General features: G+C 71.7%; 26 protein-coding genes and 1 riboswitch. Of the genes, 11 read left to right on the top strand and 15 right to left on the bottom strand.

All coding sequences use genetic code 11. From position 1 onward, the window contains the following. Nucleotides 1-302 precede the first annotated feature (302 nt). The 3 genes from NDW01_RS09725 to NDW01_RS09715 are packed head-to-tail and all read right to left on the bottom strand — an operon-like array spanning nucleotide 303 to nucleotide 2986. The gene (locus NDW01_RS09725; protein ID WP_252819000.1) at nucleotides 303-854 is read right to left on the bottom strand and encodes a MarR family winged helix-turn-helix transcriptional regulator; all 552 of its coding nucleotides are present in this window, start codon (nucleotides 852-854) and stop codon (nucleotides 303-305) included. 47 nt (nucleotides 855-901) lie between these two features. Then, the gene (locus tag NDW01_RS09720) at nucleotides 902-2116 is read right to left on the bottom strand and encodes a calcium:proton antiporter (RefSeq protein ID WP_252818998.1); all 1215 of its coding nucleotides are present in this window, start codon (nucleotides 2114-2116) and stop codon (nucleotides 902-904) included. Nucleotides 2117-2167: 51 nt separating this feature from the next. Then, nucleotides 2168-2986, bottom strand: a complete 819-nt coding sequence (locus NDW01_RS09715) for an SAM hydrolase/SAM-dependent halogenase family protein (RefSeq protein ID WP_252818996.1) — start codon at nucleotides 2984-2986, stop codon at nucleotides 2168-2170. 99 nt (nucleotides 2987-3085) lie between these two features. Here NDW01_RS09715 and NDW01_RS09710 point away from each other — a divergent pair, with 99 nt between their 5' ends. Next, nucleotides 3086-3385 (top strand): DUF3263 domain-containing protein, encoded by a 300-nt coding sequence (locus NDW01_RS09710; RefSeq protein WP_252818994.1) that lies wholly within the window; start codon nucleotides 3086-3088, stop codon nucleotides 3383-3385. Nucleotides 3386-3494: 109 nt separating this feature from the next. Further along, nucleotides 3495-4307 (top strand): trehalose-phosphatase, encoded by an 813-nt coding sequence (otsB, locus tag NDW01_RS09705; RefSeq protein ID WP_252818992.1) that lies wholly within the window; start codon nucleotides 3495-3497, stop codon nucleotides 4305-4307. 6 nt (nucleotides 4308-4313) lie between these two features. Here the strand turns inward: otsB and NDW01_RS09700 are convergent, their stop codons facing one another. Both NDW01_RS09700 and NDW01_RS09695 read right to left on the bottom strand, forming a co-directional pair. After that, nucleotides 4314-4853 (bottom strand): PadR family transcriptional regulator, encoded by a 540-nt coding sequence (locus NDW01_RS09700; RefSeq protein ID WP_252818990.1) that lies wholly within the window; start codon nucleotides 4851-4853, stop codon nucleotides 4314-4316. Nucleotides 4854-4897: 44 nt separating this feature from the next. Then, a complete protein-coding gene (locus NDW01_RS09695; RefSeq protein WP_308211669.1) occupies nucleotides 4898-6751 on the bottom strand; it encodes a serine/threonine-protein kinase in 1854 nt (617 codons plus the stop codon). A gap of 48 nt (nucleotides 6752-6799) precedes the next feature. On the opposite strand from NDW01_RS09695, the gene NDW01_RS09690 reads away from it, so the two are divergent. Then, complete coding sequence (locus NDW01_RS09690; RefSeq protein WP_252778089.1) at nucleotides 6800-7366, top strand: RNA polymerase sigma factor; 567 nt, start codon at nucleotides 6800-6802, stop codon at nucleotides 7364-7366. 133 nt (nucleotides 7367-7499) lie between these two features. On the opposite strand, the gene NDW01_RS09685 is transcribed toward NDW01_RS09690, so the two are convergent. Next, complete coding sequence (locus tag NDW01_RS09685; protein WP_252818986.1) at nucleotides 7500-8921, bottom strand: alpha,alpha-trehalose-phosphate synthase (UDP-forming); 1422 nt, start codon at nucleotides 8919-8921, stop codon at nucleotides 7500-7502. 263 nt (nucleotides 8922-9184) lie between these two features. Then, nucleotides 9185-9350: riboswitch (SAM riboswitch) on the top strand. A 15-nt stretch (nucleotides 9351-9365) separates the two neighbouring features. Here NDW01_RS09685 and thrC point away from each other — a divergent pair. The 4 genes from thrC (at nucleotide 9366) to groL (ending at nucleotide 13894) form a co-directional block, all read left to right on the top strand. After that, on the top strand, nucleotides 9366-10610 hold the full coding sequence (gene thrC / locus NDW01_RS09680) for a threonine synthase (RefSeq protein ID WP_252818966.1): 1245 nt from the start codon (nucleotides 9366-9368) through the stop codon (nucleotides 10608-10610). Beyond that, nucleotides 10607-10885, top strand: a complete 279-nt coding sequence (locus NDW01_RS09675; RefSeq protein ID WP_252778086.1) for a MoaD/ThiS family protein — start codon at nucleotides 10607-10609, stop codon at nucleotides 10883-10885. The genes thrC and NDW01_RS09675 overlap by 4 nt, the downstream gene beginning before the upstream one ends. Nucleotides 10886-11314: 429 nt before the next feature. After that, nucleotides 11315-11515: a cold-shock protein gene (locus NDW01_RS09670; protein ID WP_252778085.1), complete on the top strand. Its 201-nt coding sequence runs from the start codon at nucleotides 11315-11317 to the stop codon at nucleotides 11513-11515. Between the two features lie 747 nt (nucleotides 11516-12262). Then, nucleotides 12263-13894, top strand: coding sequence for a chaperonin GroEL (groL, locus tag NDW01_RS09665; protein WP_252778083.1), 1632 nt, complete (start codon nucleotides 12263-12265; stop codon nucleotides 13892-13894). 197 nt (nucleotides 13895-14091) lie between these two features. Here groL and NDW01_RS09660 read toward each other — a convergent pair whose 3' ends face one another. After that, entirely contained in the window at nucleotides 14092-14481 is a 390-nt protein-coding gene (locus NDW01_RS09660; protein ID WP_252818964.1) for a cupin domain-containing protein, read from the bottom strand. Between the two features lie 52 nt (nucleotides 14482-14533). Between NDW01_RS09660 and NDW01_RS09655 the strand changes: the two genes are divergently transcribed. Continuing rightward, nucleotides 14534-15511: a helix-turn-helix domain-containing protein gene (locus NDW01_RS09655; RefSeq protein WP_252818962.1), complete on the top strand. Its 978-nt coding sequence runs from the start codon at nucleotides 14534-14536 to the stop codon at nucleotides 15509-15511. A gap of 13 nt (nucleotides 15512-15524) precedes the next feature. On the opposite strand, the gene NDW01_RS09650 is transcribed toward NDW01_RS09655, so the two are convergent. Beyond that, nucleotides 15525-16538, bottom strand: a complete 1014-nt coding sequence (locus NDW01_RS09650) for a zinc-dependent alcohol dehydrogenase family protein (RefSeq protein ID WP_252818959.1) — start codon at nucleotides 16536-16538, stop codon at nucleotides 15525-15527. A gap of 143 nt (nucleotides 16539-16681) precedes the next feature. Here NDW01_RS09650 and NDW01_RS09645 point away from each other — a divergent pair, with 143 nt between their 5' ends. Both NDW01_RS09645 and NDW01_RS09640 read left to right on the top strand, forming a co-directional pair. Then, nucleotides 16682-17479 (top strand): helix-turn-helix domain-containing protein, encoded by a 798-nt coding sequence (locus tag NDW01_RS09645; protein WP_252818957.1) that lies wholly within the window; start codon nucleotides 16682-16684, stop codon nucleotides 17477-17479. A 99-nt stretch (nucleotides 17480-17578) separates the two neighbouring features. After that, entirely contained in the window at nucleotides 17579-18169 is a 591-nt protein-coding gene (locus NDW01_RS09640; protein WP_252818955.1) for an LURP-one-related/scramblase family protein, read from the top strand. Between the two features lie 84 nt (nucleotides 18170-18253). On the opposite strand, the gene NDW01_RS09635 is transcribed toward NDW01_RS09640, so the two are convergent. Then, a complete protein-coding gene (locus NDW01_RS09635) occupies nucleotides 18254-18586 on the bottom strand; it encodes an XRE family transcriptional regulator (protein WP_252818953.1) in 333 nt (110 codons plus the stop codon). A gap of 216 nt (nucleotides 18587-18802) precedes the next feature. Continuing rightward, on the bottom strand, nucleotides 18803-19516 hold the full coding sequence (locus NDW01_RS09630) for a TetR/AcrR family transcriptional regulator (RefSeq protein ID WP_252818951.1): 714 nt from the start codon (nucleotides 19514-19516) through the stop codon (nucleotides 18803-18805). A 119-nt stretch (nucleotides 19517-19635) separates the two neighbouring features. On the opposite strand from NDW01_RS09630, the gene NDW01_RS09625 reads away from it, so the two are divergent. After that, nucleotides 19636-20082, top strand: coding sequence for a nitroreductase/quinone reductase family protein (locus NDW01_RS09625; protein WP_252818949.1), 447 nt, complete (start codon nucleotides 19636-19638; stop codon nucleotides 20080-20082). Nucleotides 20083-20146: 64 nt separating this feature from the next. Here the strand turns inward: NDW01_RS09625 and NDW01_RS09620 are convergent, their stop codons facing one another. From NDW01_RS09620 to NDW01_RS09600, 5 genes are read right to left on the bottom strand one after another with little or no spacing between them, the layout of a single operon-like run. Further along, complete coding sequence (locus NDW01_RS09620; RefSeq protein WP_252818946.1) at nucleotides 20147-20350, bottom strand: ferredoxin; 204 nt, start codon at nucleotides 20348-20350, stop codon at nucleotides 20147-20149. Between the two features lie 2 nt (nucleotides 20351-20352). After that, the gene (locus NDW01_RS09615) at nucleotides 20353-21663 is read right to left on the bottom strand and encodes an NADH-ubiquinone oxidoreductase-F iron-sulfur binding region domain-containing protein (protein ID WP_252818944.1); all 1311 of its coding nucleotides are present in this window, start codon (nucleotides 21661-21663) and stop codon (nucleotides 20353-20355) included. After that, entirely contained in the window at nucleotides 21660-22418 is a 759-nt protein-coding gene (locus NDW01_RS09610; protein WP_252818942.1) for a ferric reductase-like transmembrane domain-containing protein, read from the bottom strand. Before NDW01_RS09610 ends, NDW01_RS09615 begins: the two co-directional genes overlap by 4 nt. Continuing rightward, a complete protein-coding gene (locus NDW01_RS09605; RefSeq protein WP_252818940.1) occupies nucleotides 22415-23524 on the bottom strand; it encodes an FAD:protein FMN transferase in 1110 nt (369 codons plus the stop codon). Before NDW01_RS09605 ends, NDW01_RS09610 begins: the two co-directional genes overlap by 4 nt. Before the next feature lie 2 nt (nucleotides 23525-23526). Next, entirely contained in the window at nucleotides 23527-23895 is a 369-nt protein-coding gene (locus NDW01_RS09600; protein WP_252818939.1) for a hypothetical protein, read from the bottom strand. Between the last annotated feature and the right edge of the window lie 2 nt (nucleotides 23896-23897).

The following is a 23897-nucleotide window of genomic DNA, read 5'->3' as shown; positions in this document are numbered from 1 at the left end:
AAAGGCACCCACGATGAGTTCCTTGACCCCTCGGCCTGCTGGGCCTGCTGCTGCGCGGCGAACGTGCGGGCCTGGAACACAGCGTGCAGCGCGCCGGAACTGGCCGCCCGGCACACCATGGACCTGACCTCCCCCTCGTTCGGCCACGGTCGGCGACTGATCCATCACGATGATCGAGATAGCCGGCGGGGAGCCTCTCGGGGTCCGGTCCGTGGCCCGCGTCAGCCCCCGGAAGCCTCTCGATCCGGTCGGCGGCCCGCGTCAGCTTCGGGGAGCCTCCTGGGGCCGGTCGGCGGCCCGCGTCAGCTTCGGGGAGCCTCCTGGGGCCGGTCGGCGGCGGGCGTCGCCGCCTCCAGGAGCCGGCCGGCCTCGGCCTCGTCGATGGAGACGCCGGCCGCCGCCTCGCTGAACCGCCGCAGGAGGCGGGCGAACTCGGAGCGTTCGGCCGGGGTCCAGTCGGCGACGAGCCGGGCGATGAAGTGCCTGCGGAACTCGTCGGCCCGATGCTGGATCCGGCGGCCGGCGTCGGTCAGCTGCAGGTGGGCGCGCCGGGCGTCGACCGGCGACGCCTGACGGGACACGAAGCCGGCGTCGATGGCGTGGCCGACGAGCCGGCTGGCGGTCGATGGGTCGATCTCGAGGAGCTCGGCGACGGCGCCGACGGTGACGTCACCACGGTCCTCGCCCTGCTTGGCGATCGCGTAGATGACCATCAGGTTGGACAGCTGGATGCCTCGTCCAGGCTCGCAGTTCTCGCGCAGCCGCCGGAGAAGCTGCGGCTTGGCCCAGAGCCTGCGGAGCTGGAACGCTGCCTGCTCGATCTCCGCGACGCTCGGGTCGATGTCTGTACCCACATCGTCACAGTAATTGAGGGCGTCACCTTTCCTCGCATCCTGCGGGATCATCCCCACCAGAAGGCCGTGGCGATGATCCCGTACAGCACCATCAGCGTCGCGCCCTCGAGCCAGTTCGACTCGCCGTCGAGGACGACGAGCACGGCGATCACCACGGCCATGATCAGCACGGCGATGAGGAGCGGCGACAGTACGAGGGTGAAGGACGCGCCGACCAGCGGGGAGAGCAGGACGAGAGCGGGCGCGACGACCAGGGCGATCTGCAGCGGGCTCTGCAGGATGACCGACAGCGCGAAGTCGGACTGGTTCTTGAGGGCGAGCTGGATGCCGACGACGTTCTCGACGGCGTTGCCGGCGATCGCGACGATGACGAGTCCGGCGAACGCCTGGGAGATGCCCAGCGAGTCCATCGCCGGTTCGAGCGCGGCGACGAACCAGTCCGAGACGAACGCCGCGCCGACTCCGGTGATCGCCAGCATGGCGAGGGCGACGGCCAGCGGCCACGTGGGCCCGTGCCCGGACTCCGCCCCCTTCCCCGCGCCCTTCCCCGAGGCCTCCGCTCCGGGCTTCTCCGCGGCCGGCTCGGCGGCGCTCGCACCGCCGTCCGCGACGACGGTGCCTTCCGCGCCCGCGCTCATGGCGGCGGCCTTCACCGGCTTGTCCGCCGCGCCGTGCCCCTCCTCGGCCTGCTGCCGCTTGATCGAGCTGGGCAGCGACGCGGCGAACAGGCAGAGCAGCAGGATCGACACCACGACCGAGAGGTTGCGCTCGTGCAGGGCCGCCTTCGTCGCGTGCGAGCCGAGCGCCGCGGTGAGCGAGGGCACGAGCAGCGCCGCGACCGACAGGAACAGCAGCACCGACAGGGTGCGGGCGGCGTCACCGCCGAACTTCTGCGGCCCGTGCTTGATGCCGCCGAGGAAGAACGCCAGACCCAGGACGAGCAGGACGTTGGCGAGGATGCTGCCGACGATGGTCGCTGTAGCGACGTCGTACAGCTTCTTCTGCAGCGCGAACAGGACGACGAACAGCTCGGGGAGGTTGCCCAGCGCGCTCTGGACGACGCCGGTGGCACCGGCGCCCAGCCGGTCGGCCAGGTTCTCGACGCTGCGCCCGACCAGGCTCGCCAGGAGTGCGAGCGCGATCGCCGCGACGATGAACGGGACGACGGTGCCGCCGATCTTCCCGAAGTGCGTGACACCGGCCGCCGCGGACGCCACGAGGGTGATGACGATCAGGCGCCAGTCGGAACGCGTGAATCCCATGGCGGAGATCATGCCGCATCCGGACCTGCGGACTTGACGTTTTCTTGGCGTTCAGTACGTCGAGGTGAGCGCCGTCGCGACGCGAACGTGCGCTCCCGGCGGCAGGCCCAGGCGCTGCGCCGCGTTTCCGGAGTTCACCGCGAGCGCCAGGCAGCCCGCCGAGTCGACGAAGGCGACCAGCTCCCCGGGAGGCACGGCGCCGAACGTCTCGCGGAACGGCACCGTGAGGGTCCGTCGCCCGAGGATGAAGCTCAGCGGGACGCCCGTGACCGCGCCGATCCGGCGCAGGTCATCGGCGGTCACGGAGAGCTGGACGTTCCCGAACCGGTCGACGGTCAGCACCTCGCCCTCGACCGTCCCCTCCTGCACGCGGCGGGTCGGCCGGGGCAGCGCCACGAGGTCGGCGACGTCGAACTCCGGCCCCACGGACGCGATGTCGCGGCCCGCCGCCAGGTGCGCCGCCACCGGCGCGAAGATGTCGCGGCCGTGGAACGTCGCCGACGTGGGCTCCAGCCACAGCTCACGGTTGGTCAGCTCGAAGGCGCGCGCGCCGCCGTCGGGAACGCACCAGGACAGCACGCCGTTGTCCGGCCCGACGAAGATCCGGCCGCCCGCGGCGACCGCGACCGCCCGCCGCGTCGTTCCCACACCGGGATCGACGACCGCGACGTGGACGCCCTCCGGGAGGTACGGCACCGTCTGGGCGAGGATCGCGGCCCCGCGTCGTACGTCGGCGGGCGGGACCAGGTGGCTGATGTCGATGACGCGGGCACTGGGGGCGATCCGCGCGATCACCCCGTGACAGGCCGCCACGAACCCGTCCTCCAGCCCGTAATCGGTCAGCAGCGATACGCAGTCTGTGAGCGCCACGCTTGCAGACTACGTCGAGGCATTACCCGGAGAACACCGCGAACAAGTCGACGATCACGCGTAGCATGACAGCCCCCCGACCCGTACAGAGGGGACCTGATGCAACCGGCGAACGCCCGGGGCGATGGCCCTGACAAGGAAGACGACGGCCGCCTGGAAGAGCGCGACCGCAAGATCCTCGACTTCGAACGACAGTGGTGGAAGCACCCCGGCGCCAAGGAGCAGGCGATCCGGGAGCTGTTCGACATGTCCTCGACCCGCTACTACCAGATCCTCAGCCGGCTGATCGAACGCCCCGAGGCGTTGGAGTACGACCCCATGCTGGTGAAACGGCTGCGGCGTCAGCGATCCGCCCGCCAGCGCCAGCGGGCGGCGCGTAGGCTCGGTATCCGAACCTGACCTGCCCGAAGCGGCGCGGTCCCTCCCCGACGGGCGATCCGGTGATCGGTCGCCTCCCCGGGCGGCCGGTCCGTGACGGGCGACCGCGGGCTGAGGAGAGGGACGATAGATGAGCGTTGAGCCGAGGTCCGAAACGGCCGCCGGAGCCGAAGGGCTGTCCGCGATCCGCGACCGCCCGCGGGAGGCGCTCATCGGCTTCGACTTCGACGGGACGCTGTCGCCGATCGTCGACGACCCCGCCGACGCGCGGGCGCATCCGGGCGTCGTCCCGGCGCTGCGCCGGATCGCGCCGCTCATCGGCACGGTGGCGGTCATCACCGGCCGTCCCGCCGCGACCGCCGTCGAGGCCGGCGGGTTCGCCGACCTGACGGGCCTCGTCATCCTGGGCCAGTACGGCCGGGAGCGCTGGGAGAACGGCGTCCTGCAGGCTCCGGAGCCGCCGCCCGGCGTCGCGGAGGCCCGCGCGAAGCTCCCCCAGATCCTGGCGAACGCCCCCGAGGGCGTCGCGATCGAGGACAAGGGGCTCGCGCTCGCGGTGCACACCCGGCGGGCCGCCGAGCCGCAGGTCGCCCTCGAACGCCTCCGGAGCCTCGTGGAGGCCCTGGCCGAGCGCACCGGCCTCGCCGTCGAACCGGGCCGTTACGTGCTCGAACTCCGGCCGCCGGGCATGGACAAGGGCGCGGCGCTGCGCGCCCTGGCCGCCGAGCGCGGCGCGTCCGCGGTGCTGTTCGCCGGCGACGACCTCGGCGACCTCGCGGCGTACGACGCGATCGACGCGCTGCGCAAGGAGGGCACGCCCGGCGTGAAGGTGTGCAGTTCGTCCGACGAGGTGACGGCGCTCGCCGAGCGCGCGGACCTCGTCGTCGACGGCCCGCCGGGCGTCGTCGCCCTCATCGAGCGACTCGCCGACGAACTGGAGTGACGCGGGTCAGTCGTCCTCGGCGAGGATGCCGTACAGGCGGCGGCGGGCGTCGTTGATGACCTCGAGGGCGCGTTCGCGCTGCTCCTCGTCGCCGGCGTGCATGACCTGCCGGAGCGCCATCATCAGCCGGCCCATCGCGGAGTGGAGGTGGGTGGCGGCCTCGCCGGCGTCCTCGGTGATCTCCGCCCACGGCGGCGTCCGCCCGGCGGCGGTCTCGGTCTCGGCGCGGCCGGCGTCCGTCAGCGCGAACAGCCGCTTGCCGGACGACTCCCGCCCGGAGATGAGTCCCTCGTCCTCCAGGAGCTGCAGCGTCGGGTACACCGAGCCGGGGCTGGGCCGCCAGAGCCCGCCGGTGCGGCTCTCCAGCTCCTGGATCATCTCGTAGCCGTGCATCGGGCGCTCGGCCAGCAGCGCGAGGATCGCGGCCCGCACGTTGCCGCGCTTCGTACGGCGCCCGCCGCGTCCGCCACGGCCGCGCGGGCCGAACCCCGGCCCCCAGTCGCCGAACGCCGCGCGCTCCTCACGGTGCGTTGATCCTCTGCGCATGACCTCTCTCCGCCGATATGTCGAACGATATATCGTACGGCGGGTCAGCCCCTGACCTGGATGCTGTCGAGGATCTTGCGGGTGAGGTCGGGCGGCCCGGCGAGTTTCACGCGGACCCACATCGTGTACCTGCCCTTGGTGTCCTTCAGCCCGACCTCGTTGATGGTGATCGTGCCGCAGCGCCACGGGTAGATCTGGCCGACGAGCGTGCCGTGGCGGTACTGCTGCACGGCGCCCGGCGTGCACTTGGCCCGATGGCTGCCCAGGGCGCGGGGCGGCACCGTGACGTTCGGGTCCCGGGTGAGGCCGGCGAAGACGCCCGGCGTCGGAACATCGTCCTTGACGAACTGGGCGTAGTCGGGGGTCGCGCGCAGCGCGGGGGCGTTCGGGCGGTCCGCGACGGAGACCGGCCAGGTGGTGTGCTGGGTCTGCAGCTTCCAGGTCGGCGGCACCCGGATGCTGAGCCGGCCCGTCACGTCGGTCACGGTGACGAGGCCGTCCCCGGGTTTGGATCCGGAGGAGGAGCCGGTGAGCTTGCCGACCGCGTACGCGCCGCCGCCCCCGACGACCAGCACCGCGGCCAGGCCGGCGATGACCAGCAGCCGTTTGCGGCTCGGCCCGCCGGACGACCCGCCGCCCCTCGCCTCGGGCCGCCGCGGTCCGGAGCCGGCCGGGTCCGCGGGACGGTCGCCTCCGGCGCCGCGCGGGCCGTACGGCCGCTGCAGGTCGACCACGGTGTCGTTACCGCCCTCCGGGGGAGGCGGCGTCTGGATCGTCCGGTCGCGGGCGTTGTCGTACGGCGCCGGGCCGTGGTCGCCGCCGACGGGGGGAACCCGGAGCGTACGGCTCGAGGGGGTGTCCTCGGGGCCGCCGGGCCCCGCCGGTTCGTCCGGGATCGGGGAGACCCGCGGGGTCCGGCCCGACCCCTCGTCACCGGACCGGTCCACCGGCCCCGCCCCGTACGGGCGGTCGGAGGGCCGTCCGTTCGATCCGGGGTCGGTCCGTCCCGCGCCGTACGAGCCCTTCGAGGGCCATCCGCCCGTTCCGGAGTCCACCATCGTCGCGTCACCCGCGGGCATGTCCCGGCGCGTGGAGTCGTCGGCGACGGACATCAGCGGGACGCTCAGCGCGGCCGCGAACGCCTCCGCGGACGGCCAGCGGCGCTCCCGGTCGCCTTCGAGCGCCCGCATCACGATCTCGTCGACGGCCGGCGGCAGGCCGCGCCGGGCCGCGCTGGGCGGCTCGCTCACCGGCGCCGGGCCCGGCGGGTCCCCGGTGAGCAGGTGGTACGTCAGCGCGCCCAGGCCGTACACGTCGGCGCGGACGTCGAGGCCGCCGCCGAACCGCGCCTGCTCCGGCGACATGTACCCCGGTGTGCCGACCGGCATCGTGAACGCCCCGGAGGCGTGCGCGAGCGCCTTGGCGAGCCCGAGGTCGGCGATGAGCAGGCGCTCGCCGCCGTCGGTCGTCGACTGGAACAGGATGTTCGACGGCTTCAGGTCCCGGTGGATGACGCCCAGCCGGTTGATCACCTCGACGCCGTGGGCGATCTCGATGGCCAGCCGCAGCGCCTCGGCGACCGTGAGATTCCGCTCACGCATCCGGTCGGCGAGCGTCCCGCCGTCGGCGTAGGACATGACGAAGTACGGCCGCCCGTCCTCGAGTTCGCCGATGTCGTGCACGCGTACGAGACGTTCGGAGTCGGCGCGGCGCAGGATCTTGGCCTCTTCGAGGAAGCGGTTGCGCACGTCGAGGTCGTCGATGAGTCCCCCGGCCAGCACCTTCACGGCCACGGGGGCATCGAGCAGTTCGTCCTGGGCGAGCCACACAGAGGCGAATGCTCCGGACCCGAGGACACGATCGATTCGGTAACGACCGACGTTCGAAGGTATGGACACCCCCGTATCATGCCCAATGCGGGGCGATATCGAGGGCGAGGACGCACCATGGCGTACGACGAGCGGACCGAGGAACTGGCGGCGAGGGCGGCCAAGGGCGACAACGCGGCGTTGAATCAACTGCTCAAGGTGATCGAGCCGGATGTCCTGCGCCATTGCGGCCGTTTTCTGCCCTGCCGGCAGGACGCCGAAGAAGCGTGTCAGGACGCGTTGATGCAGGTGGCGCGCAATATCGGGCGGTTCGAGGGCCGTTCGCGATTCAGCACGTGGCTGCACGTGGTCGTCGCCAATTCCGCGCGCTCGACCTACCGTTCGCTCAAGCGCCGCTCGATGGAGCAGGCCGGCGAGCTGCCGCAGCAGCGCCCGGACCCACGCCGTACGAGCGTCATCGCCGGCTCGCGCGTCGACATCCTGGACGCGATGGAGGACCTGGAACGGCGCAAGCCCGACCTCATCCAGGCGCTGGTGCTGCGCGACGTGTCCCAGCTGGAGTACAACGAGATCGCCCAGCAGCTCAACCTGCCGCTCGGCACGGTGAAGTCGCGCATCCACGAGGCCCGCAAGCAGTTCCGGCAGGCGCTCGGCAACGACTACGGGTCGGCTCCCCAGTCCTGACCGGCGACCGGGCTCCGGTCCTCAGGCCTCGCCCGATCGCCGTCCGCGCCGGGTGCGAGCGCCGACTCGGCGACGGGCCGGGCCGTGCGCGTCGGGCATGACGCCTGGACCGGCGGATCGGCTCGGGGCGGTCTCAGTCGAGTGCGTCGAGTTGCGCGGCGAACCAGCGCTGCGGCGGCAGGGCGGTCGCGGCGGCGGTCAGCCGGGCACAGCGCTCGGCGCGTTCGCGGCGGGGCATGAGCAGCGCCTGGTTCAGTGCCTCCGCCGTCTGCGACACGTCGAACGGGTTGATCATCAACGCGTTCTCCTCCATCTCGGCGGCGGCGCCCGCCTCGCGGGACAGCACCAGGGCGCAGCCGTCCTCGGACAGCACCGGGCCCTCCTTGGCGACGAGGTTCATGCCGTCCCGGATGGGGTTCACGAGCAGGACGTCCGCCAGCCCGTACGCCGCGAGCGAGCGCGGATAGTCGTCGTTGACCTGCAGGATCAGCGGATCCCAGCCGCTGTCGCCGAACTCGTCGGAGATCTCGGCCGCCGTCCGCTGCACGGCGGCGGTGTACTCGCGGTACTCCGGCAGGTCGTGCCGTGAGGGGTAGGCGAAGGCCAGGTGCACGACCCGGCCGTGCCACTCCGGATGCTTGGACAGCAACTCGCGGTAGGCCGCGAGCCCCCGCACGATGTTCTTCGACAGCTCGGTGCGGTCGATCCGCACGATCAGCTTGCGGTCGCCGACCTGCTCGCGTAGCGCCTGCTTGCGGGCCTGCACGTCGGGTTCGGCGGCGCGGGCGCGCAGGGACCCGCCCTCGACGCCGAGGCCGTGGACGCCGATCCTGGTGACGCGCCCGGCGTGGGTGACGGTGCGGGAGACCTTGTCGACCTTCGCCTGCAGCACGGCGGCGCAGCAGTCGATGAACGCGTCGGCCCAGCGTTCGGCGTGGAAGCCGGCGTGGTCGGCGCCGAGGACGCCTTCGAGGACCTGGCGGCCGATGTCGTCGGGCAGCAGGCGGTAGTACTCCGGCGGTGCCCACGGCGTGTGCGAGAAGTGCGCGATCTTCAGGTCGGGACGGCGTTCGCGCAGCATGCCCGGGGCGAGCGTCAGGTGGTAGTCCTGGATCGCGACCTTCGCGCCGGGCCGGGCGTCGCGGGCGAGCGCGTCGGCGAACGCCGCGTTGTACGCCTCGTAGGACTGCCAGTCCCGCCGGGAGCGCGCGTCGAAGTGCGGGGCGTTCGGCGTGTCGTAGAGCATGTGGTGGACGAACCACAGTGTGGAGTTGGCCACCGAGTTGTACGCGCGGTGGAAGGTTGCAGGCGGGATGTCCAGCATGCGGACGCCGTCGGTGCCGTAGACGTCCAGTCTTCCGTCCTGCGCCCGGCGGGTCGCCGCGCGGTCGGCGTCCGAGAGCGCCGCGCAGATCCACAGGATGTCCCCGTCCAGGCCGGCCATGGCCGAGACCAGGCCGCCGCCGCCGCGACGGACCGAGAGGGTCCCGTCATCGGCGAGCGCGAACGAGGCGGGACCGCGGTTGGACGCCACCAGGACCTGCGAGTCACCCATGTGGGGAGCGTAACCGGCCGACGTGAACAGGGGTCGAAGAAGGTCCGGTGGTCGGGCGGTGCGGGCGGCTTCCCGGGAGGACCCCGACCAAGACCATCCGAGCATGTCACCCCGCGGAAGACCGCTGGTGGCAGGGTTTCCCGGCGGCGCGCCGCCGGGCCGGCGAGGGGGCCGGAACCGGCCGCGCGGGTGTCTCGCGAACTGAGACGCGCTTGGCGGGGAACCGGTCAGTCACGTATACAAGTCCTCAGACAACTTAATAACGCTCATCCAGAGGGGTGGAGGGACCGGCCCGTTGAAGCCCCGGCAACCCTCCCGGACATGCGGTTCACCGCGTGCGAAGACACGCCGCAACTCGCTCGTAGCGAGGCCGCCCGGGACAGGTGCCAACTCCGGCTCGTGACCAAGGTGGCACGGGAAAGATGAGGAGAGAGGCCTCGCTTCATGTCGCACAACGCCGCCCCCGATCTCGGCCCCGCGACCGCATTGACGTGCCGCGAATGCGGTCAGTCCTACGATCTGGGTCCTCGCTACGCCTGTGAGCTGTGTTTCGGCCCCCTTGAGGTCTCCTACGACCACACCGGGGTGACCCGGGAGCGGATCGAGTCCGGCCCGCGCAACATCTGGCGCTACCGCGGGCTGCTGCCGGTCCCGTCGAACGTCGTCGACTCGCCGAACACCGAGCCCGGCTTCACCCGCCTCGTACGCGCCGACAACCTTTCCGAGTCGCTCGGCCTGCGGTCGCTGTGGGTCAAGGACGACAGCGGCAACCCCACCCACTCGTTCAAGGACCGCGTGGTCGCGGTGGCGCTCGCCGCCGCCCGTGAGCTCGGGTTCAAGGTGCTGGCCTGCCCGTCCACCGGCAACCTCGCCAACGCGGTCGCGGCCGCGGCGGCGCGCGCCGGCATCCGCAGCGCCGTCTTCGTGCCCTCGGACCTCGAGCGCCAGAAGATCATCACGACGGCGGTGTACGGCGGCACGTTCGTCACCGTCGACGGCAACTACGACGACGTCAACCGGCTGGCCTCCGAGCTCGCCGGTGAGCAGGAGGACTGGGCGTTCGTCAACGTGAACGTCCGGCCGTACTACGCCGAGGGCTCCAAGACCATCGGGTACGAGATCGCCGAGCAGCTCGGCTGGCGGCTGCCCGAGCAGATCGTGATCCCGATCGCGTCCGGCTCGCAGCTCACGAAGATCGACAAGGCGTTCCAGGAATTCATCAAGCTCGGCCTGGTCGAGGACCGGCCGTACAAGATCTTCGGTGCCCAGGCGACCGGCTGCTCGCCCGTCTCGGCCGCCTTCAAGGCCGGCCACGACGTCGTCCAGCCCGTCAAGCCCTCCACCATCGCCAAGTCCCTCGCGATCGGCAACCCCGCCGACGGCCCGTACGTCCTCGACGCCGTCCGCCGCACCGGAGGGGCCGTCGAGGACGTCTCGGACGAGGAGGTCGTGGACAGCATCGGCCTGCTCGCCCGCACGGAGGGCATCTTCGGCGAGACGGCCGGCGGCGTGACGCTGGGCGTGCTGCGCAAGCTGCTGTCGGCCGGCGTGCTCGACCCCGACGCCGAGACGGTGTTCATCAACTCCGGCGACGGACTCAAGACCCTGGACGCGGTGGCCCCGGTCGCCCAGCCGTCCGCGAACATCGCCCCGACCCTCGAGGCATTCCGAAAGGCAGGTCTGGCGTGAGCTCGATCAGTGTCCGCATCCCGACGATCCTCCGCAGCTACACCGGAGGCGAGGCCGAGGTGAAGGCGACGGGATCGACCGTACGCGAGGTCGTCGCCGACCTGGACGCCAACTACTCCGGCATCGCCGCGCGCATCCTCGACGACAACGGCAAGATCCGCCGGTTCGTCAATGTGTACGTGGGGGAGGAGGACGTGCGGTTCGCCGACGGCCTCGACACCCCGACTCCGGACGGCGCCCAGATCTCCATCATCCCGGCCGTCGCCGGCGGCTGACCCGTGGGGCGAACCGCGCGGTGACGGGCCGCGCGGGTGACGCCCCGTGATCGGGCACCACGTCACGATCCCCGGTGTTCGCCGAGTCCCTCGACTCGGTGAACACCGGGGATCGTGCGTTGGGCCGCCGAAATGGCGGAGCCGAACGTTCTGGCTCCGCGTTCCTGATCGGGAATTGTGTCTCCCTTATACGGATTTATGGACATGCGTCGTTAGTTCCGGCCAGAGTCGTTCGGTTTTTGACCAGCATCGGCCGTCCGCACTTGTGGGGTAAAGGCTGTTCCACGGACGGTAGCCGTGTGTAGGGTCGGCGATGGCCGCCGCAGCCGAGTCGGCGGGCGATCGACGGGTTCCGCAGTGGTCCGGCGGGCTCGAAACAGTGACTGTGGCCAATGGCCACGGGAATTGCCCTGGTGGGAGTTGTTGGGAATGGCGCAAGGCACCGTCAAATGGTTCAACGCGGACAAAGGCTACGGCTTCATCGCGGTCGACGGTGGCAGGGATGTGTTCGTGCACTACTCGGCCATCGTCGCGGATGGCTACCGCAGCCTCGAGCAGGGGCAGCGGGTCGAGTTCGAGATCACGCAGAGCGATCGCGGTCCGCAGGCGGACGCGGTTCGGGCACTCTAAGTCCCATAGCCTGACGGAGGCCCGGCGCTTCGGCGCCGGGCCTCCGGCCGTCCGCCCAGCGCGCCCTGCGCCTGTCCAGCGCGCCCTGCGCCCGCCCGGCGTAGCCCAGCCCGGCCTCCGCCCGGCGCAGCCCGGCGCGCGTCAGGTATCTGCCCGGCGCAGGCTGGCGCAGGCTGGCGCAGGCCGGCGCTCGTCCGGCCTCCGTCCGGCGTAGCCCGGCGCTCGTCCGGCCTCTGCCCGGCCTTGCGGGCCGCCCGCTTCGCCGCCGTTGAGGCCACCTTGCCGCCGTAGCGAACCAGACTCGTCCCTACTTGCCCCTTTCGTCCCGTCATCACCGACGGCGAAGATGCCACCGGCACGCTCCTTGCGGCGCCAGGCGTGCTCCCTGGGTGCTGGCGTTCCCCTGGGGCCGGTCCATCCGGCGGCCCGGCCCCTCCCGCGGCCGTCCGGCATGCCGTTGTCCCTCGTACGGGGGCTTTGCTCTTGGAGCGCCGGTGATTTCGGGCGAGGTCTCTGAGGCGCCATGGGGAGATGTTCACCCTGGTGAGAGGTGACTCCGCTTGCACTCTCAATGGGAGAGTGCTAAACAAGCGGTTGGCACTCTAGTATTGAGAGTGCCAAACAGGTGATCGAGGCGATGAGGCCTCGCGCCGGCGGCGGAATGGACGTCGTCGAGCGAGGCCGTCCGTCGCGGGCGTCGACTCGATCCGCGTGAAAGCCACCCCGTTCCGGGAGGATCTGGAGCCTATGGCTGCAAAGATGATCGCGTTCGACGAGGACGCGCGGCGCGGCCTCGAGCGCGGCATGAACCAGCTTGCCGACGCCGTGAAGGTGACCCTCGGTCCCAAGGGCCGTAACGTCGTTCTGGAGAAGAAGTGGGGCGCCCCCACGATCACGAACGACGGTGTCTCCATCGCCAAGGAGATCGAGCTCGAGGACCCGTGGGAGAAGATCGGCGCCGAGCTCGTCAAAGAGGTCGCCAAGAAGACCGACGACGTAGCCGGTGACGGCACGACGACGGCGACCGTGCTGGCCCAGGCGCTCGTCCGCGAGGGCCTGCGCAACGTGGCCGCCGGCGCCAACCCGATGTCCCTGAAGCGGGGCATCGAGTCCGCGGTGGAGCGCGTCAGCGAGCAGCTCGCGCAGATCGCCAAGGACGTCGAGACCAAGGAGCAGATCGCCTCCACGGCCTCGATCTCCGCCGGCGACACCTCGATCGGCGAGATGATCGCCGAGGCGATGGACAAGGTCGGCAAGGAAGGCGTCATCACGGTCGAGGAGAGCCAGACCTTCGGTCTGGAGCTCGAGCTGACCGAGGGCATGCGCTTCGACAAGGGTTACATCTCGCACTACTTCGTGACGGACCCGGAGCGTATGGAGGCCGTCTTCGACGACCCGTACATCCTGATCGTCAGCTCGAAGATCTCGGCGAACAAGGACCTGGTGCCGGTTCTGGAGCAGGTCATGCAGGCCGGCAAGCCGCTGGTCATCATCGCCGAGGACGTCGAGGGCGAGGCCCTGGCCACCCTGGTCGTCAACAAGATCCGCGGTGTCTTCAAGTCCGTCGCCGTCAAGGCCCCGGGCTTCGGTGACCGCCGCAAGGCCATGCTGCAGGACATCGCGATCCTGACCGGTGGCCAGGTCATCAGCGAGGACATCGGCCTCAAGCTGGAGAACACCACGCTGGACATGCTCGGCCAGGCCAAGCGCATCGTGGTGACGAAGGACGAGACCACGGTCATCGATGGCGCCGGCAACCCCGACGACATCGCCGGCCGGGTGAACGAGATCCGCGCCGAGATCGAGAACTCCGACTCGGACTACGACCGCGAGAAGCTCCAGGAGCGTCTCGCCAAGCTGGCCGGCGGCGTTGCCGTCATCAAGGCCGGCGCGGCGACCGAGGTCGAGCTGAAGGAGCGCAAGCACCGCATCGAGGACGCCGTGCGCAACGCGAAGGCGGCCGTCGAGGAGGGCATCGTGCCCGGCGGTGGCGTCGCGCTGCTGCAGGCGAGCGTCAAGGCGTTCGAGAAGACCGACCTTGAGGGCGACGAGGCGACCGGTGCGCAGATCGTGCGCCGTGCGCTGGAGGAGCCGCTGAAGCAGATCGCGGTGAACGCCGGCCTCGAGGGCGGCGTGGTGGCGGAGAAGGTCCGCAACCTCGAGCCGGGCTTCGGCCTGAACGCCGCGACCGGCGAGTACGTCAACATGTTCGACTCGGGCATCATCGACCCGGCGAAGGTGACGCGCTCCGCGCTGCAGAACGCCGCGTCCATCGCGGCGCTGTTCCTCACCACCGAGGCGGTCATCGCCGAGAAGCCGGAGAAGGAGAAGGCTCCGGCCGGCGACCCGTCCGGCGGCATGGGCGGCATGGACTTCTAGTCCACTCGCTTAAGGGGCGGTTCTCGGTGCTGGGACCGCCCCTTTCGCATGCCCGGTCTGCGCCGCAGCTCATCGAGTCTCCGCGAACCCATGTCGATGACCAGACGGCCGGCAGCAGTGGGAAGCGTTGCCGAGCGGCGGCGTCCGCGCGGCTCAGCGCAGTGCCCGACCGCAGTGTCGTAGGGGAGCGCGCGGGGTTAGTCGAGCGGTCTCCCGACGGTCGCGTCGACGTGGTGCGGCACGTCGTCGTGCCGGTCTCCGACGGTCAGCGTTCCGGTCGGCTCGAACATGAGGATCGACGCCCCGCCCGGGGCGGACGGCTTGTGCTCGACGCCACGCGGGACGACGAAGATCGCGCCCGTGGACAGTGTCACGGAGCGTTCGCCGCCGTCCTCGCGGAGCGCGATGGTCAGTTCGCCGTCGAGCACCAGGAAGAACTCGTCGGTGTCGTCGTGGGCGTGCCAGAGATGGTCCCCGGCGACCCTGGCGACGCGGACGTCGTAGTCGTTCACCCGGGAGACGATGCGCGGGCTCCAGAGGTCGCTGAAGGAGGCCAGCGCGGACTGCAGATCGATCGGTTCGTTCACCTCTCCACTCTCTCGGGTGGCCCCGGCGCAGCGTGAGTGCTAGGAAACGCGTATGCCGCAAGGATCCTCGCACCGCGTCGTGATGATGGTCGACGAGGGCTCGAACCCGTTCGAGATGGGCGTCGCGACCGAGTTGTTCGGCCTGCGCCGGCCCGAGCTGGGCATCCCGTGGTACGACTTCACGCTCTGCGCGCCAGGCCCGGTGGTCATGCACGCGGGCATGTTCACGATGTCGGGGATTCCCGGCCTCGAAGCCGTCGAACGGGCCGACACCGTGATCGTTCCCAATCGTCCCGACCCCGGGGAGGCTCCTGCCGAGCCGATCCTCGCCGCGATCCGGGCGGCCGCCGCACGGGGCGCGCGGCTCGTCGGCTTCTGCACGGGCGCGTTCACCCTGGCGGCCGCCGGCGTGCTCGACGGCCGCCCGGCGACCACCCACTGGCGCTGGGCCGACCTCTTCCGGTCCCGCTTCCCGCCAGTACGGCTCGAACCCGACGTGCTGTTCGTGGACGACGGCGACGTGCTGACGGCCGCGGGCAGTGCCGCCGCGCTCGACCTGGGCCTGCACATCGTGCGCCGCGACCACGGCGCGGAGGTCGCCAACGCCGTCGGCCGGCGCCTGGTCTTCGCCGTGCACCGCGACGGCGGCCAGCGCCAGTTCGTCGAACGCCCCATTCCGGCGATCCCCGACACCTCGCTGGCGCCCGTCCTGGCCTGGGCCCAGGAACGACTCGACCTGCCCCTGACCGTCGCCCATCTGGCCGGCCAGGCCGGCACCAGCGTCGCCACACTGCATCGCCGTTTCCAGGCGGAACTCGGCACCACCCCGCTCGCCTGGCTGACCGCCGAGCGGGTCGCGCTGGCGTGCAGGCTCATCGAGAACGGTGAGCTCCGGCTGGAGGCCGTCGCGCGCGCCAGCGGCCTGGGCACCCTCGCCAACCTGCGCACCCAGGTACGCCGCCGGACCGGCCTCAGCCCGTCCGCCTACCGGGCCCGCTTCGCGGGCACTGGACACCACTCGGGGACGTGAACGCAATCGCGGGTCAGGTGTGGCCGATGATGACCTTGCCGAAGCCGCCGCCCGACTCGCAGTATTCGAAGGCGTCGGGCACCTGCTCGAACGAGAACACCCGATCGATCACGGGGCGTACCCGGTGCGTTTCGACGGCGCGGTTGAGCTCCAGGAAGTGCGCCCGGCTGCCGGTGGCGACCCGGCGCAGCACGGCACCGGCCATGAACAGGGAGCCGGGATGAACGGGCTCGGCCCCTGCGGCACCGGACAGCCAGTAGCCGACGAAGGCCACCTCGCCGGTGGGCGCGACCGATTTCAGCGACTGCTCCAGCGGCCCCGTCGCATCGACGACGAGATCAACGCCGAGGTCATCGGTCAGGGCACGCACCTTCTCCGCCCAGGCGGGATTCTCCCGGTAGTCGATCACCTCGTCCGCCCCCAGCGCCCGCAGCCGTTCGGCCTTGGCGGCGCTGGACGTGGTCACGATCACCCGGGCGCCGGCCAGCGTGGCGAACCGCAGGGCGAACAGCGACACGGCCCCCGATCCGAGGGTCAGCACGGTCGCGCCGGGGCGAAGCAGGCCGCCGCTGGTCAGTGCGTTCCACGCGGTCACCGCCGCCAAGGGGAACGCCGCCGCCTCTTCGTACGACAGGTGCTCCGGGACGGGCACCACGCCGTCCTCGTCCAGCACCGCGTACTCGGTCAGCACCCCATCGAGCATGGTGCCGAGTTGCGCGGCGTTCTCGCGCCTGAACGGGCCGTCGAGCCAGCGCGGGAAGACGGTGGCGGCCACGCGATCGCCCGGCTTGACGCGGTCGACGTCCTCGCCGACGGCGACCACCTCCCCCGCCCCTTCGCAACCGGGCACCACGCCGGGCCGGATCGGCAGCACGTAGTCGCCGGCCAGCACCTTCAGGTCACGGAAACCGAGCGAGTTCGCGCGGATCCTGACCACGACCTGCCCGCGCCCGGGTTCGGGCTCGTCCCGCTCCTGAAGCGTCAGCCCGGCAAGGCCACGGCCCGGGTCAAGGTGGTAGCTCTTCATCGAACGCCTCTCGCACTCGTTGTTCGGCCGGCCGGTTCGGTCCGGCCGCGCGTCGGGGCACGAGCGTGCTGAGCGGCGATGACATCCGGCAATTCCCCCGAGGGAATCGCCGACGTGACGCGATCACGGATAGAACTGAGCGGGTGAGCAGCACGATCGAGCGGGACAGAATCGGCGCGGAGCTCAGACGCTGGCGTACGGTCCGGCGGGTCAGCCAGCTCGAACTGGCCGTGCTGGCCGGCACGACCCAACGCCATCTGAGCTTCATCGAGAGCGGTCGCTCGCGGCCGGGCCGTGCGATCGTGATCCGGCTGGCCGAGTCGCTCGGTCTGTCGCTGCGGGAGCGCAACGACCTGCTCACCACGGCCGGTTACGCGCCGGTGTTCCCCGAGTCGGATCTGGACGAGGCGGCGCTGCGCCCGGTCCGCGCCGCCCTGGAGCAGATCCTGCACGGCCACATGCCGTATCCGGCCCTCATCATCGGGCCGTACGGACGGGTGGTCGCGGCCAACGACGCCGTCGAGGTGTTCACCGAGGGCGCGTCCCCCGAGCTGCTCGGACCACCGGTCAACATGCTGCGGCTCATGCTCCACCCGGAGGGAATGGCGCCGAGAGTACGGAACTTCGCCGAGTGGGGCCGGCACGTCATCGAGAACCTCCGCGCCAGGACGCGGCGGAGCCCGGACCCGCGCCTCGACGATCTCGTCGCCGAACTGGCCGGGTACGTTCCCCAGGCCCCGGTCGGCCCCGAGCACCTCGGCTTCGCCGTGCCCATGAGGCTGGCGTCGGCGGACGGAGAGCTGCGCCTGATCACCACGCTGACCTCGTTCGCCACCGCGACCGACATCACGCTCGCCGAACTCCACCTGGAGGCGTTCCTGCCCGCCGACCAGGCCACCGCCGAACTGCTGCGGCTCCGAGCCGAGCGCCACCGCCCCTGAGGGCCGATCCCGCGGCCTCCGCCGTCTCTTCGATCTGGTGATCCACGGACCAGGTCATCGGTAGGACACCGAGCCGATCAAGGTCGTAAGCTTCCCGCCGTGGATCTCTTTAACTCCCCCGTCCTGCTCGTCGAGCAGCCCAAGAGAGTTCTCGCCGTCGAGTCGCGGTACACGGTCTTCAACGGCCAGGGCCAACCGGTCGCGACGGTGGGGGAGCCGAACCTCTCCGGCGGCAAGAAGGCGATGCGCTTCATGTTCTCCCAGTACTCGGGGAACACCCGCCACACCCTGCACGTCGTACGGCCCGACGGCATGCCGATGCTGATCATCGACAAGCCCTTCGCCCTGGTGACGCCGAAGGTGCAGATCGCCTGGCCGAACGGCCAGCCCATCGGTGCGATCCAGTGCCACTTCGGCCTCCGGCCGCGGTTCACGCTGCTCGACCCGCAGGACCGCCAGCTCGGCGAGATCCGCGGCGACTTCTTCGCCTGGGACTTCACGATCACCGACTGGCAGGGCGTCGAGGTCGCCCGGGTGAACAAGCAGTGGGAGGGCCTGGCCGCCGCCTGGTTCACGACGGCCGACCGCTACGCGGTCCAGATCCCGCACCAGCTGCCCGACCCGCTCCGCACCCTGGTGATTTCGACAGCCATCACCATCGACGTCGTCCTCCGCGAGAACAAGAAGTAGCCCGCAGCCGGGCGGCGCTGAGTGCCGAGGTTCTTCGTTGCTGGAGCGACCGGGATCCTCGGCGTTGCTGGTGTGGCGGTCGGGTTATGCGACGATGCAGGAATCGTCCCCGAAGTCGGCGATGATCCGCAGCTTCCCGCCGAGCGCCTCGACGTATGAACGGAGCGTGGCGACTTCCACCTTGTTCATGTCGCCGTGCTCGATCGCGGATACCCGGGGTGCTGAGACGCCCATGGCGGCGGCCACCTCCCGCTGGGTGCGGGCCTGGCGGCGGCGGACCTCCGCCAACTGGTAGGCGTGAATCTCGTCCAGCATCTGCCGCCGGATCGCCGCCCGCATCTCGTCGGTGAACTCGCGCCCCTGCTCCTCGCGGATCTGCGCGGCTTCCCGCTTGACGTCAGCCCACTTTCGGTTCATCTGTCTCCCTCGGTGAGTGCCTTCAGGTGTGCGTCGTAGCGGTCATCCGCGATCGGTATGTGTGTTCGATACCACCCCCGCCAGTTCGACTGCCCATCTACCCATAGCCCGTCAAGTTAATGCTTACGTTAAGTCTTCGCGGGCCCTTGAGCAATCCGATACACGCCGCGTTACGGAGCAGTGCCACGAGGCGAGACCGGACGAGCCTTGGGGCCGCTATGGGATGGGTTCGGTTTCCGGGAGGCCGATCAGGTCGGCGAGGCGGTCGATGCTGTAGTCGAAGAAGGCGTCGGCCGGGTCGAGGCTGTTGGCGTACTGGCCGAACAGCTCGAAGGTGATCAGGCCGAACAGCTGGGTCCAGGCCGTGGCGCTGCGGATGATGACGCCGTTCGGGATGTCGGAGTCGAGGAGACCCGCGATGTGGGCCGCCTGGTCCGCCAGGACCGGCGGCAGGGGCGGCTCCTCCCGGGCGGCCAGCGCGCCGGCCTGGTGGGCGTCGCGGACGATGGACAGGAGCGCCATCGGGACGCGGGCGCCGGGGGCGATGGTCGTCTCGGGGGCCTGGTAGCCCGGCACGGGGGAGCCGTAGACGAGGGCGTACTCGTGGGGATGCGCGGTCGCCCAGGCGCGCGTCGCGCGGCAGGCCGCCTCCCAGCGGCCACGGAAGTCGGTCGAGAGGGCGGCGCGGTCGGCGGCCTCGATCTCGGTGGCGAGCGCGTCGTACGCGTCGATGATCAGCGCGGTGAGCAGCTCGTCGCGACTGGCGAAGTAGCGGTACAGGGCCGAGGAGACCATGCCGAGCTCGCGGGCCACGGCGCGCAGTGAGAGGCCCTGGGCGCCGGAGACCGACAGCCGGCGGCGGGCGGCCTCTTTGATCTCCCGGGTCAGCTCGGACCTTGCCCGCTCGCGCGCGGTACGGCTCGCGTTCATGCCGTCCAGTCTGCCAGTCGGCAGATCGGTGGACAAATATGAGAGCAGTGCTCTTGCTTTGCCCATTCTCTCTGATGCACACTGCTCCTATACGAGAGCAGTGCTCACAAGGAGTCGAGATGACCGCCGTTCAGCCGCGTCACGTCCAGGCCGCCGGGTTCGAGGTCTACTTCAACAAGGTCGTCCACTTCCTGACCCGCAAGGGGATCAGCCTTCTCGGCACGCGCATCCTGGCCGTACGGGGGCGGACGAGCGGCGAGTGGCGCACCAACCCGGTGAACGTCCTCACCTACGACGGCGTTCGCTATCTGATCGCGCCGCGCGGTCACACCCAGTGGGTGCGCAACATCCGCGTCACCGGCGGGGGCGAGCTGCGGCTCGGCCGGCGGACCGAGGCGATCACCGTCACCGAGCTGCCGGACGAGGAGAAACCGGCGCTGCTGCGCCAGTACTTCAAGCGCTGGGGCTGGGAGGTCGCCCGGTTCTTCGAGGAGGACATCAAGAAGGCCGACGACGAGCGGCTCGCGGCCATCGCCGCGACCGTCCCGGTCTTCCGCATCGGCTGACCCCTGCCACCGCGCCGAGATCCGAAGACTGCAGCCGGAGGACCCGGCAGGAGCCTGGGAACGGTCAGCGCGTACGGTCGCGTTCGAGGAGCAACGCGAGAGTGGGACAGTCCGCCACCGCACGGCGCGCCAGCGGCAGCAGCCCGTCGGACAGGCTCCCGATGATCGGGTAACCCCACTCGTCCAGGTCGATCGTCTCCGGAAGGAGCTCGGCGCACAGGCCGTGGCCGGTGCAGGCGATCGGATCGACCCTCAGCCGCCATGTCATCGTCACCACTCCTCGGGGATCGGCAGAATCGACGGCCACCGGGCGAGCAGGCAGCCTTCCGCGCGCGCGTGAACGCGCAGGTGACGTCCGAAGACGCGCAGGGCGCTGGCCGCGAACCGCACGGCGCCGTCCGGGTGGCGGCAGGCGCCACGACCCGAGATGACCGACAGCCGCCGGTCGAGCCGGCGGTACAGCTCCGTGCTGACCCGGCAGGACGCGAGCTCGGCGAAGTCCGCGGCGATCGCCGGCAGCCCGTGGACGCACGGCCCGCACTGCCCGGCCGTCTCCGCGGCCAGCCACGCCAGGACCCGCGCGGACTCCGCCACCCCGCACGCCCGCTCGGGCAGCGCGACGAGGATGCCCGGTCCCAGCGCGAGTCCGGCCGCCTTGAACGCCGACGGCGTCGTCGGCAGGGCCAGCAGTTCGGGTGGCAGCCAGGTACCGCCGTACCCGCCGGCCAGCACGGCCTGCAGCGGCTCGGACGGGCCGCCGGCCAGGCGCAGGACCTCGCCGATGGGCGTGCCGAGCGGCGCCTCGACCACGCCGGGGCGTGCGACCGCGCCCGAGACCGTGAACAGGGCCGTGCCCGGCGCCTCCTCGCTGCCGCACGAGCGGAACCACGCGGGACCGTACCGCGCGATCAGCGCGATGTGGGCGAACGTCTCGGCGTTGCTGACGAACGTCGGCCGGCCGCCGACCCCGCGCTCGAAGGGGCGCGGCCCGAAGGACGGCCGGGCGTCGCCCGTGTCGATCCAGCGGACCAGGGAGGTCTCCTCGCTGGCGACGTAACGAGGCGGTACGGCGGTCACCCGCGTCGGCACCGGCGCCGCATGGGCCCGCTCGCGATCGGCGACCGCCCGCCGGACCGTGTCCGCCAGGGTGCGGGCCCGGCCGCGCCGTGCGTCGGCCTCCGCCCCTTCACCGGGGTCCGGCTCGGCGTGCACGCAGATGACGATCTCGCGCGCGCCGACGGCGCCGGCGGCGAGCGCGGCCCCGTCCAGTACGAGGTGCGGCGCGATCGTCAGCAGGGCGCGGTCCTTGGCGCTGGCCGGCTCGCCCTCGGCGGCGTTGACGACCACCACGGCGGGCCGTCGCCCGGCCGCCACCGAGCGAAGCTTGCGGCCGGTCGGGAACCCGCCACCACCCCGGCCGGTCAGCCCGGCCTCCTCGACGGCCTGGATCAATGAGGCGCCCGTCGTGGTCGGTGGCGGACCGTACTGCGCCAGGTGGTCGCTCAGCTTCGCCGGCCGGCCCAGCGCGTGATAGCCGGCGAGCAGTCGTACGGCGTGCGGTGCCGCCGTTCCCGCGGTCACTCCCCGTCCCCCCTCTCGTCGTCACCGGCCGAACGGGTGGCTCGCGTCGGCCGTGGGGTCGGCGTACGGCCGGCCGTTCCCGGCCCCGGGCTGCTCGCCTTGCCGAGCAGCGAGGCGGGCGTGCCGGAGCGCCGGGCCCAGCCGTCGGCCAGCGGACCGGACACGGTCCAGGCGCCGACGACCAGGACCGTCGCGAGCGTCAGCAGCCCGGCCCCGGCCCGCAGGCCCGTCTTCCCCGGCCCCGCGGCCGCCAGCCGCCAGGCCACGGCGGCCAGGGCCACGGCGGCGCAGACCCCGGCGAGCAGGAGGAACAGTGAGGACCGCACGTCCGAACCGGTACCGAGCGCGTGTACGACGGCGGCGAGCCAGCAGGCGTACGCCGCCCAGTGCAGCGCCTTCCAGCGCCGGTAGCCCATCCTGGTGCGCAGCAGGCTGGTCGCGGTCAGGACGATCAGCACGTCGAACGCGACGGTGCCCAGCCCCAGCCAGATCGGCCGGTACGCCGAGCCGAACGGCACGACGACGTCGGTCAGGGCGATCGGCGCGTAGGAGTCGGCGACCGTGGTCGCGATGTGCACGGCGAGGAAGCCCAGGCCGGCCAGCGTGAGGTTGCGGTGCAGCCCGGCGATGACGAACCGGGGCACCCGCCGCCCGCCGACGCGCAGAGCCGACAGCACGCCGAACGTCAGTACGACCGTGAGGAACAGCAGGGTGATCTCTCCGGTCGCGCGGGTCGCGTACCAGAGGAGGCTCATCCCGCCCGCCTCCCCGCCGGCCGCGCGTCCGCGGGTACACCGGCCGTTCGCCCCAGGTCGGCCGTTGGTCCCGGACCGGCCGTTGGTTCCGGACCGGCCGTCTGTCCCGGGTCGGTCGTTCGGCCTGGACCGGCCGTCTGTCCTGGACCGGTCGTCTGTCCCGGACCGGCCGCCTGCCTCGGGTCGTCCATGACCGTCAGAGCGTCCTCCGGCCAGCCGGCCAGGGCGAACGCCCGCCCGTCGAGACGGACCAGGCGGGCCGGCAACCGCAGATCGCCCAGCCACGTCCGCGCGGACCAGCCCTTCACCAGGGCCGCGGTCGCGGCGGCGTTGGCGTCCACGCAGGTGGCCGCCGCGACGCTGACCGTACGCCAGCAGGAGGCGGCGGGGATCCCGGTCGCCGGGTCGATGATGTGGTGCAGCCACTGGTCGCCGCGCCGCCAGCGCCGTACGGTCACCGACGAGGTGGCCAGGCCACCCGCGGTGATCACGACGTCCTGGCCGGAGGCGTCCGAGCCGTCGTCGCGGTGGTCGTCGGTCACGCGGATCCGCCAGCCGCCCTCGGGCGGCGGCCCGCCGACCGCGATGTCGCCGCCCAACCCGACGAGGATCCCGCAGCCGGTCTCCGCGAACGCCCGCGCGGCGGCCCGGTCGGCGGCCAGCGCCTTCGCCGTCGCGCCGAGGTCCAGCCGTACGCCCCGGGGCAGCCGCACGACGTGCCCGTCGAGGCGCACCGTGCGCCAGCCGGCGACCCGTCGCCGTACCAGACGCGGTGCCGGACCGCCGTGGCGCAGCTCCGTGATGTCCCGGTCGTACCCGGCGGCCACCAGCGCGGCCCCGACGGTGGGGTCGACCGCGCCATCCGTCGCCTCGGCCACTTCCAGGGCCCGCTCGAGCGTGCGGGCGAACAGGGGGGACACCTCGACCGGCCGGCCGGCGGCGGCGTTGAGCCGCGACAGCTCCGAGTCCGTACGGAACCGGTCGCACGCCGCGCCCATCGCCGCCAGTTCGGCGTCGAGGGCGGCCCGTGCGACGTCGAGTCGCTTCGGGTCGGTGACGAGGAGCCGCGCCGTCGTTCCCCAGATCGGGAAGTCGAGTGCGCCCATCATCAGGAGCCGCCCGAGGTCACGTGCGTCGGCCGCCGGGCGGGGGTGCTCGGCGGAGCGGCGGGTGCGGTCGCGGGCGGAGTGAGGTGGTGGCGGTGGGTCCGGTGCGGCCGCGCGGACGCGGAGGAGCCGGTCGAGGCGGCCGGGCCCGCGGAGTCGTCCGGCGGTGTGGCCGGCTGCTCCGAGGACGTCGGAGCGGCCGGGTCCGCGTGCGTCCGGTCGGCGGCCTGGCCCGGCAGCAGGTGCGCCAGGCCCGCGGCCAGCAGGCCGGACAGGACGACGCCGACACCGACCGCGCGGCGGGTCCAGACCGTCACCTGGTGCAGGCCCGCGTCGCGGCGACGCCGGCGTGAACGTTCGGGATGCTCCATCG

Origin of the sequence: Actinoallomurus soli (assembly GCF_024055715.1) — a bacterium.
Taxonomy (GTDB): Bacteria; Actinomycetota; Actinomycetes; order Streptosporangiales; family Streptosporangiaceae; genus Actinoallomurus; species Actinoallomurus soli.
Note: the sequence above shows the minus strand (reverse complement) of the source record. Positions and strands in the feature narration are given on the sequence as shown.

Coding starts and splice junctions, on each gene's coding strand:
- NDW01_RS09655 (WP_252818962.1), top strand. CDS start 14,534: ATGCCGCAAGGATCCTCGCACCGCGTCGTGATGATGGTCGACGAGGGC.
- otsB (WP_252818992.1), top strand. CDS start 3,495: ATGAGCGTTGAGCCGAGGTCCGAAACGGCCGCCGGAGCCGAAGGGCTG.
- NDW01_RS09710 (WP_252818994.1), top strand. CDS start 3,086: ATGCAACCGGCGAACGCCCGGGGCGATGGCCCTGACAAGGAAGACGAC.
- NDW01_RS09685 (WP_252818986.1), bottom strand. CDS start 8,921: ATGGGTGACTCGCAGGTCCTGGTGGCGTCCAACCGCGGTCCCGCCTCG.
- NDW01_RS09635 (WP_252818953.1), bottom strand. CDS start 18,586: ATGAACCGAAAGTGGGCTGACGTCAAGCGGGAAGCCGCGCAGATCCGC.
- NDW01_RS09650 (WP_252818959.1), bottom strand. CDS start 16,538: ATGAAGAGCTACCACCTTGACCCGGGCCGTGGCCTTGCCGGGCTGACG.
- NDW01_RS09700 (WP_252818990.1), bottom strand. CDS start 4,853: ATGCGCAGAGGATCAACGCACCGTGAGGAGCGCGCGGCGTTCGGCGAC.
- NDW01_RS09600 (WP_252818939.1), bottom strand. CDS start 23,895: ATGGAGCATCCCGAACGTTCACGCCGGCGTCGCCGCGACGCGGGCCTG.
- NDW01_RS09625 (WP_252818949.1), top strand. CDS start 19,636: ATGACCGCCGTTCAGCCGCGTCACGTCCAGGCCGCCGGGTTCGAGGTC.
- NDW01_RS09720 (WP_252818998.1), bottom strand. CDS start 2,116: ATGGGATTCACGCGTTCCGACTGGCGCCTGATCGTCATCACCCTCGTG.
- NDW01_RS09605 (WP_252818940.1), bottom strand. CDS start 23,524: ATGGGCGCACTCGACTTCCCGATCTGGGGAACGACGGCGCGGCTCCTC.
- NDW01_RS09610 (WP_252818942.1), bottom strand. CDS start 22,418: ATGAGCCTCCTCTGGTACGCGACCCGCGCGACCGGAGAGATCACCCTG.
- thrC (WP_252818966.1), top strand. CDS start 9,366: ATGTCGCACAACGCCGCCCCCGATCTCGGCCCCGCGACCGCATTGACG.
- groL (WP_252778083.1), top strand. CDS start 12,263: ATGGCTGCAAAGATGATCGCGTTCGACGAGGACGCGCGGCGCGGCCTC.
- NDW01_RS09690 (WP_252778089.1), top strand. CDS start 6,800: ATGGCGTACGACGAGCGGACCGAGGAACTGGCGGCGAGGGCGGCCAAG.
- NDW01_RS09620 (WP_252818946.1), bottom strand. CDS start 20,350: ATGACATGGCGGCTGAGGGTCGATCCGATCGCCTGCACCGGCCACGGC.
- NDW01_RS09630 (WP_252818951.1), bottom strand. CDS start 19,516: ATGAACGCGAGCCGTACCGCGCGCGAGCGGGCAAGGTCCGAGCTGACC.
- NDW01_RS09670 (WP_252778085.1), top strand. CDS start 11,315: ATGGCGCAAGGCACCGTCAAATGGTTCAACGCGGACAAAGGCTACGGC.